At 59.2% G+C, this 8,673-nt stretch carries 5 protein-coding genes, 1 tRNA gene and 2 rRNA genes (1 of these 8 running past the window's edge); 7 read left to right on the top strand and 1 reads right to left on the bottom strand.

Going from position 1 to position 8,673, the window contains the following annotated elements; translation table 11 throughout:
* The 6 genes from O6760_RS06695 to O6760_RS06670 form a co-directional block, all read left to right on the top strand.
* Positions 1-2,637 (top strand): 23S ribosomal RNA (locus O6760_RS06695) (it extends 87 nt beyond the left edge of the window).
* Positions 2,638-3,007: 370 nt separating this feature from the next.
* Positions 3,008-3,122, top strand: a 5S ribosomal RNA gene (gene rrf / locus O6760_RS06690).
* 316 nt (positions 3,123-3,438) lie between these two features.
* Positions 3,439-3,515: transfer RNA gene (locus O6760_RS06685), tRNA-Met, on the top strand.
* 177 nt (positions 3,516-3,692) lie between these two features.
* Positions 3,693-5,084: a hypothetical protein gene (locus O6760_RS06680; protein ID WP_269584710.1), complete on the top strand. Its 1,392-nt coding sequence runs from the start codon at positions 3,693-3,695 to the stop codon at positions 5,082-5,084.
* 172 nt (positions 5,085-5,256) lie between these two features.
* Complete coding sequence (locus O6760_RS06675; protein ID WP_269584709.1) at positions 5,257-6,009, top strand: hydroxypyruvate isomerase family protein; 753 nt, start codon at positions 5,257-5,259, stop codon at positions 6,007-6,009.
* 86 nt (positions 6,010-6,095) lie between these two features.
* Positions 6,096-6,785, top strand: coding sequence for a GntR family transcriptional regulator (locus O6760_RS06670; protein WP_269584708.1), 690 nt, complete (start codon positions 6,096-6,098; stop codon positions 6,783-6,785).
* A 21-nt stretch (positions 6,786-6,806) separates the two neighbouring features.
* Here the strand turns inward: O6760_RS06670 and O6760_RS06665 are convergent, their stop codons facing one another.
* A complete protein-coding gene (locus O6760_RS06665; RefSeq protein ID WP_269584707.1) occupies positions 6,807-7,226 on the bottom strand; it encodes a nuclear transport factor 2 family protein in 420 nt (139 codons plus the stop codon).
* 238 nt (positions 7,227-7,464) lie between these two features.
* Here O6760_RS06665 and O6760_RS06660 point away from each other — a divergent pair, with 238 nt between their 5' ends.
* Complete coding sequence (locus O6760_RS06660) at positions 7,465-8,652, top strand: ABC transporter substrate-binding protein (protein ID WP_269584706.1); 1,188 nt, start codon at positions 7,465-7,467, stop codon at positions 8,650-8,652.
* Positions 8,653-8,673 lie beyond the last annotated feature (21 nt).

Raw genomic sequence — 8,673 nt, 5'->3', positions numbered from 1 at the left:
TGCGAATAAGCTTTGATCCGTGAATTTCCGAATGGGGCAACCCACTCCGTATGGAGTACCCGCAAGGGAGCAAACCCGGGGAACTGAAACATCTAAGTACCCGGAGGAAAGGACATCAACCGAGACTCCGCTAGTAGTGGCGAGCGAACGCGGACCAGGCCAGTGGCTATAGAGTAAGAACCGGAACCGTCTGGAAAGTCGGGCCTTAGTGGGTGATAGCCCCTTACGGGTAGAAAACTTTATAGTCCTCGAGTAGGGCGGGACACGTGAAATCCTGTCTGAACGTGGGGGGACCACCCTCCAAGCCTAAGTACTCCTTGTCGACCGATAGCGAACAAGTACCGTGAGGGAAAGGTGAAAAGTACCCCGACGAGGGGAGTGAAACAGTTCCTGAAACCGGATGCCTACAATCAGTTGGAGGGCTTCGTGCCTGACAGCGTACCTTTTGTATAATGGGTCAGCGACTTAATTTAACGAGCAAGCTTAAGCCGATAGGTGTATGCGCAGCGAAAGCGAGTCTGAATAGGGCGCTTAGTTCGTTGGATTAGACCCGAAACCGAGTGATCTAGCCATGGCCAGGTTGAAGGTGCGGTAACACGCACTGGAGGACCGAACCCACGCCTGTTGAAAAAGTCGGGGATGAGCTGTGGCTAGGGGTGAAAGGCCAATCAAACTCGGAAATAGCTGGTTCTCCGCGAAATCTATTTAGGTAGAGCGTCGGATGAATACTCTCGGGGGTAGAGCACTGGATGGGCTATGGGGGCTTACCGCCTTACTGATCCTAACCAAACTCCGAATACCGAGAAGTACTATCCGGCAGACACACAGTGGGTGCTAACGTCCATTGTGGAGAGGGAAACAACCCTGACCGCCAGTTAAGGTCCCTAAGTTATGGCTAAGTGGGAAAGGATGTAGAACTCCCAAAACAACCAGGATGTTGGCTTAGAAGCAGCCATCATTTAAAGAAAGCGTAACAGCTCACTGGTCTAAATAAGGGGTTCCGCGCCGAAAATGTACCGGGGCTCAAGCCATACACCGAAACTGCGGGTGCATCTTTAAGATGCGCGGTAGCGGAGCGTTCTGTAAGTCTGCGAAGGGAGACCCGCGAGGGCTCCTGGAGATATCAGAAGTGCGAATGCTGACATGAGTAACGATAAAGCGGGTGAGAGACCCGCTCGCCGAAAGTCCAAGGGTTCCTGCGCAACGCTAATCGGCGCAGGGTTAGCCGGCCCCTAAGGCGAGGCCGAAAGGCGTAGTCGATGGGAATGCAGTTAATATTCTGCAGCTTGGTGGTAGTGACGGATGCCGTGTGTTGTATCTCCTTATTGGATTGGGGGTGCAGCGAAGGTGTTCCAGGAAATAGCTCCACCGTATAAACCGTACCCGAAACCGACACAGGTGGACTGGTAGAGCATACCAAGGCGCTTGAGAGAACTATGCTGAAGGAACTCGGCAAAATGCTCCCGTAAGTTCGCGAGAAGGGAGACCTCAGTTCGGGCAACCGGATTGGGGTGGCACAGACCAGGGGGTGGCGACTGTTTATCAAAAACACAGGGCTCTGCGAAGCCGCAAGGCGACGTATAGGGTCTGACGCCTGCCCGGTGCTGGAAGGTTAAGAGGAGGTGTGCAAGCACCGAATTGAAGCCCCAGTAAACGGCGGCCGTAACTATAACGGTCCTAAGGTAGCGAAATTCCTTGTCGGGTAAGTTCCGACCTGCACGAATGGCGTAACGACTTCCCCGCTGTCTCCAGCATAGACTCAGTGAAATTGAATTCCCCGTGAAGATGCGGGGTTCCTGCGGTCAGACGGAAAGACCCCGTGCACCTTTACTACAGCTTCACACTGGTATTCGTCACGACATGTGTAGGATAGGTGGTAGACGTCGAAGCAAGGGCGCCAGCTCTTGTGGAGTCACCCTTGAAATACCACCCTTGTCGTCATGGATATCTAACCGCGGTACAACAATATCCGGGACCGTGTGTGGCGGGTAGTTTGACTGGGGCGGTCGCCTCCCAAATGGTAACGGAGGCGCGCGAAGGTGGGCTCAGAGCGGTCGGAAATCGCTCGTTGAGTGCAATGGCATAAGCCTGCCTGACTGCGAGACTGACAAGTCGAGCAGAGACGAAAGTCGGCCATAGTGATCCGGTGGTCCCTCGTGGAAGGGCCATCGCTCAACGGATAAAAGGTACGCCGGGGATAACAGGCTGATGATGCCCAAGAGTCCATATCGACGGCATTGTTTGGCACCTCGATGTCGACTCATCACATCCTGGGGCTGGAGCAGGTCCCAAGGGTTTGGCTGTTCGCCAATTAAAGTGGTACGTGAGTTGGGTTCAGAACGTCGCGAGACAGTTCGGTCCCTATCTGCCGTGGGTGTAGGAGAATTGAGAGGATCTGTCCCTAGTACGAGAGGACCGGGATGGACGTACCTCTGGTGGACCTGTTGTGGCGCCAGCCGCATTGCAGGGTAGCTATGTACGGAAGGGATAACCGCTGAAAGCATCTAAGCGGGAAACCCACCTCAAAACGAGTTCTCCCTGAAGAGCCGTGGAAGACCACCACGTCGATAGGAAGCGTGTGGAAGTGCAGCAATGCATGAAGCTTAGCTTTACTAATAGCTCGTTCGGCTTGATTGCTCTCATTAATCAATGCTTATCTTGAAGCCAAAGGCTTCAATCTGATCGGTTTTGTTCTCACGGACGTACCGGCCCTGCCGGGCCTGTCCTGCGAACCACGCGGCCTGACCGGCCGGCGCGCACTTGCGCTTGCGGAGCAAAGCTCCGGAACGTGCCAGAACCAGGTCATCGATATTTAAGAAAAGACCAGTGTTCTCAAAGCCTTCTGGCTCCTGACCCGAAAGGGAAAAGAGCCCGGACCTTAAGGTCCGCAAGGCCGACCGGCCGCCGCGCGCTCGCGCGCCCCGTCCGGAGGTTAGGGCCAAAGGCCCGCTCAACCGTGAGGACACAAGTCAAACCAGTTTTACGTCGTAAAACTGCGCTTCGCCGGCCTGGTGGCCCCAGCGGGGAGCCCCCACCCGATCCCATCCCGAACTCGGCCGTGAAACTCCCCAGCGCCAATGGTACTGCATCTTAAGGTGTGGGAGAGTAGGTCGCCGCCAGGCCTGCTAATCGCAGTTTGAAACCTCTTCAACATAGCGCTCACGGCCGTACCGGGCTTCGCCCTGGCCTCCCGAATTTGTGCTCTTGGGGGCGGCCAAAAATGGCCGGCGCGCACTTGCGCTTGCCTTCGCTGCGCTTCGGAACTCTTGTCCCATACCGGCGCAGCATCCAAGGCACTAAAAATTCCAGGGCTTGCCCAAGATGGAGCAGCCCACGTTTGCCCGCAGATCCGAAAGGATCGAGGACAAACAAAACAAACAAAAGGGCCTAAAAAAGGCCCTTCGAGGATACTCTGGTACCCTCTGATGAAACGAATAACGCGGGATGGAGCAGCCCGGTAGCTCGTCAGGCTCATAACCTGAAGGTCGCAGGTTCAAATCCTGCTCCCGCAACCAAATCAAAAAAAAGCCCGTCCACTAAGTGCGGCGGGCTTTTTGACGTTCTGCGGAAGTTTGCGTGTCGAATTTGGATTTGCAGGATTGTCTCCCGCCTGTCCGCACCGATAGTCTCGGCTCTCCGACCCGGCCCGTTGCCTGCCGTTGATTTTCGAACCATCTGGAGAGTGTTGCCATATGGGCGTCCTGCGGATTCCTGACCCCGTATTCGGATGGCTGGTCGTTGTCGTGATTGTCCTGCAGGCCATTCTGGAGTGGAGCGGGGCCCTGTGGGTGCGCTGGCCGCTGATGCTCGGGACGGCGGCATGTGTCTTCCTGCTTGCGATCTCCGCTCAGCGAACCGGCAGACTGTTTCTCGCTGTGTGCACGGCGTTGACGGTCGCCCTTGTCGTGTCCCGGAGCGACTGGCCCGAAATCCTTGAACGCGCCGTTATCAATATCAGCTTCCTCGCGGCTTTCTTCAGCGCCCTGACGATCCTGCGTGTTGCCGCCGGATCGTCCGGAGCGATGACGCGTGCGGGAACCTTCCTGGCCACCCAACCGCCCGGTAAACGCTACATCTCCCTGACAATCGGCACACAGGTCTTTGCGCTTTTATTGAATTTCGGCGCGATCCAGCTTCTCGGGACCCTGTCCCTGGCGAGCGCCAGGCGGGAGCCGGATGCGGAGATACGGAAGATTCGCATCCGCCGCATGCTGCTTGCGATCCAGCGCGGGTTCATTTCCGCGCTCCCCTGGTCGCCCATGGCTTTCTCGACGGCGATGGCCGTTTCGACGATTCCCGGTCTTACCTGGGCGACCGTTGCCCTGCCGGGCCTGGTTTCCTCCGCGATCCTGCTCGGAACGGGATGGGCCATGGATACGGTGTTCAAGCCAAAACTGACGCGGCCGGCTCCGCAGCGTCGGGAATCGGGCTTGCGGCCGAGAGTCCTGTTACCGCTGGCAGCCCTGCTTGGGCTCATGCTGGTACCCGTCCTGACGATTGATTTGCTTCTGGGCATCCGGGTTGTCGGCGCGGTGCTGGTGATCGTCCCTGTGATCTCGATCGTCTGGATCTGTCTCCAATCACGGGACCTGGGGGCGTTTACGGACCGGCTGCTTGCCTATGTCCACTCCGAAGTTCCTCTCTACCGGAACGACCTGCTCCTGATCATGAGTGCCGGGTATCTCGGTGTGGTGGGAGCGGCCCTGCTGGTTCCGATGATGGGCAGCGCCGGTCTCGACGTGACGCAGACAGGCCCCGTGTTGCTGCTCATGGGGCTGTTGTGGATCATGCCGCTCTTCGGTCAGATCGGCGCAAATCCGATCCTGACGATGTCACTTGTCGCCCCGGTCCTGCCGCCGGCCGCGGACTTCGGACTGACCCCGCAGGCGTTCGCGGTCGCCTTGCTGTGCGGATGGGCGCTGACGGGCCTGACCTCTCCCTTCACCGCGACGAACATGTTGGTGGGACGCTTCGGAGAGATCAGGACGACCCACGTGGGATGGGTCTGGAACCGCGGGTATTTCCTGATTTCGGTCATGCTGTTGTCGATCTGGGTCCTGGTCCATGCCTTCTGGATTGCGTGAGATCGATGAGTCCGGACGCGTTCAGGGACAACTTGAGCATTCCGGCGTGCCGGGACATGATCCTGTCGCCGACCAGTCGTTGCGATCGGGCGGCAATCCGTCAGGACCCCCCTGGTATTCCGGGTTCATGGCAACCAGTGCCCGAAATCTCGTTGAAGCCGGGGGAGAGTTGATGAGAGTGTCTGCCAACCTTGGATTTCTCTACGCGGATCAGCCCGTCACGGGCCGGATCGCTTCGGCGGCACGGGACGGCTTCGATGCCGTCGAATTCCACTGGCCCTATGATGTCCCGCCGGAACAATTGCGGGCGGCCTTGACGGCAGGCGGTATCCAGGGCGTTTCAATCAACACCCGCCGCGGCAATCTAGACGCCGGCGACTTCGGTCTTGCCGCGGTCCCGGGGCGGGAAGACGAGGCCCGCGCGGGCATCGCGGAGGCTGTGGACTATGCCGCGAGGGCAGGCCTGTCGGCGGTCCATGTCATGGCAGGCCGTGCCGAGGGCGAAGCAGCCGGGCGGATTTTTGTCGAAAATCTCCGCTTTGCCTGCGAGCAGGCGGAGCGTCACGGGATCACCATGCTGATCGAGCCGTTGAACCTGCGCGATGTCCCCGGCTATTTCCTGACGGGCACGGATCACGCCAGGCGGATTGTCGCCGCGGTCGGGCATCCGACCCTCAGGATCATGTACGATGTCTACCACATGCAGATCATGCAGGGGGATCACGTCAGGACCTTGCAGGGGCTGGGAGATCTGGTGGGGCATATCCAGATTGCCTCGGTCCCCGACCGGACGGAACCGGACCGGGGCGAAGTCGATATTCGCTGGCTTCTGGATCAGATCGCCTATTCGGGACTTGTCGGCGCGGAATACCATCCGACCCGTGCGCCGGGAGACTGGCTTCGCGATTTCAGATCCTCTTCGTGACCTGCTCCTGATCCGATCGGAAGGCTTGGCAAACCGGGCTGGATTTGCTTTGGTTGTCAGGTCATTATCCGAGACCAGCATCTTCCATGAACCGATCCGAGCAAATCTGCGCCGCCCTGCGCACAGCCATTCTGGAGCGCGCCTTGCTGCCGGGCATGAAATTGCCAGAAGACACGTTGGGCGAACGCTTCGGATCGAGCCGGACGATCGTGCGCCAGGCTCTGGAACGGCTGGCGGCGGAGGGGCTCGTCGAGCTCAGGCGCAACCGCGGCGCGGTTGTCGCCACGCCGAGCCTGGAGGAAGCCCGCGATCTTTTCGACCTCAGGAGCCAGATCGAGGACCTGGTCGTCAGCCGGCTGATCCGGAACTTCTCCCAGGACCACCTGGAGCGTCTGAACGCCCATCTGAAAAAGGAAATCGACGCGGAAACGGGACCCGAGCCGGTGTCCATCCGCCTGGCGACGGAATTCCACATCTTGCTGGCCCAGTTGACCGAAAGTCCCGTCCTGATCCGCTACGTCGAAGAGATCGGTTATCGCTGCGGCCTGACGCTGGCGCTTTATTCGCGCCCCCATTCCACCGACTGCGGCATTCAGGAACATCGGGAGATCATCGAGGCGCTGTCGACGGGCGACGAAGCGCGCGCGCGCGAGCTGATGGGGCACCATCTCGGTGCGGTTGCCGACCGGGCGCTGATCAAGCCCGAGACAGAGGGCCCGTCGCTCTATCTGGACGCCCTGGAGCCCTATGTCCGCGCGGTGCGGGAAGACGGCTGACAGTTTTCCGGCCGGCTGTGGTCAGGCCTCGATCCCCATCCGCGTCAGGATGCGTTCGGCGCTGTCGTTCCAGACATCCATCTTGACGATCTTGCCGTTTTCCACCTCGAAGCGATCGACATAGCGGTTGCCTTCGAACGGGGTGCCGTCGGGCCATTCGCCGTAGAGCGTGCCGACCGAATAGACCACGGTGCGTCCGCCGCCTGCGGCGACGTCAAACGTGTCCATCTTTTTCTTGACCCAGCTGTAGCGGCCCGCATTGAAGGCCGTCGGACCGGACGGGTGGTCATAAACGCGGCCTCCGGTGAAGGTGATGACGACGTTGTCGGCAACGAAGGTTGCCGCAAGGTCCGGATCCGGCTTCATCGAGGCGTCCAGGTAGTCCCGCACGATCCGCGCTTCTGCAGGTATCTCGAGGGACATTGGGTCTGCGGTGCTCATGTCTTTTTCTCACTGCGTGGTTGGACTGGCCCAAGACTAATTGGACGGAGGATTTTTTGCATGCAAATTTTGTATGCAAAAATTGCATGCAATTTAGGCGATGCAGCATTGCTTCGAGGGCGCTCAGAGCCGGAAAATTCGATAAGTCATTGAAATAATAATAGTCTGTGATTCTGGCATCCCCCTTGCTCAGAGAGGGCGTTCGGACGTGACGTCCGGACAACCAGAGGAGTCAGTTATGAAGTCTGCACAATTTCTTCCGAAGGTGACCCGCCGCGTCCTGATGTCCGGCGTTGTCGGTCTCGCCGTCGCGACCAGCCTGCCCGCCTTTGCCGCCGACACCATCAAGATCGGTCTTGTCGCAGCGCTGAGCGGTCAATCCGCGAAATCAGGCCAGGCAATCACGCGCGGCCTCACCATCGCGATCGATGAAATCAACGAAAAGGGCGGTGTTCTCGGAAAGCCGCTGGAACTGGTCAGCCGCGACGACGAGAGCAATCCGGGCAAGGGCCTGGTTGCGGCGCGTGAGCTCGTCCAGCGCGAGGGTGTCGCCGCCCTGATCGGCGGTCTGGACACGCCGGTGTCCTTCGCCATCGTTCCCTTCGCCAACCAGGCAAAGGTGCCCTTTGTCGGTCCGTGGGCCGCAGGGACCGGTATCACCAAGAACGGCGCAGAGGAAAACTACATCTTCCGGGTTTCCGCGGTGGATGAATATGTCGACGAGGCCATCACCGAATACCTGATCTCGAACTACGGCTCCAAGAAGCCGGGCATGATCCTGATCAACAATCCCTGGGGCGAATCCAACGAGAAGGGCCTGACCAAGGCACTGGAAAAGCGCGGCATGGAGCATGCCGGGATCGAGAAGTTCGAAAGCAACGATGTCGACGTCGTGCCGCAGCTGACTCGGCTGAAGGAAAACGGCGCCGACGGTCTCTTCGTCGTGGCGAACGTGGCGCCGACGGCACAGGTGGTCAAATCCCTTGACCGCATGGGCTGGGACGTGCCGATGGCCTCGCATTGGGGACCGGCGGGTGGCCGCTTCACCGAGCTGGCCGGCAAGAGCGGCGAGAAGCTGCACTTCATCCAGACCTATCTCTTCACGGAAGGCGACGCCAAGGGCGAGGCGATGTTCGCCAAGCTCCAGGAAACCTTCCCGGAGATCAAGACCATGGCCGATGTGACCCCGGCGACCGGGATCGCCAACGCCTATGACGCGATGCTGCTGCTGGCGGCCGCGATCGAGAAAGCGGGCACCACGGAGGGACCGGCGATCCGCCAGGCCATGTACGAGATCGAGAACATCGAGGGCCTGATCAAGACCTACACGGATCCGTTCTCACCGGAGGACCAGGACGCCATTGCGCCCGAGGATTATGTGTTCGCGCATTTCGTCGAGGGCGAAATCATTCCGATCAAGGACTGACGGCAACCTGAAACCGCCTTC

The sequence above is a fragment of the Roseibium sp. Sym1 genome (assembly GCF_027359675.1).
GTDB lineage: Bacteria > Pseudomonadota > Alphaproteobacteria > Rhizobiales > Stappiaceae > Roseibium.
Note: the sequence above shows the minus strand (reverse complement) of the source record. Positions and strands in the feature narration are given on the sequence as shown.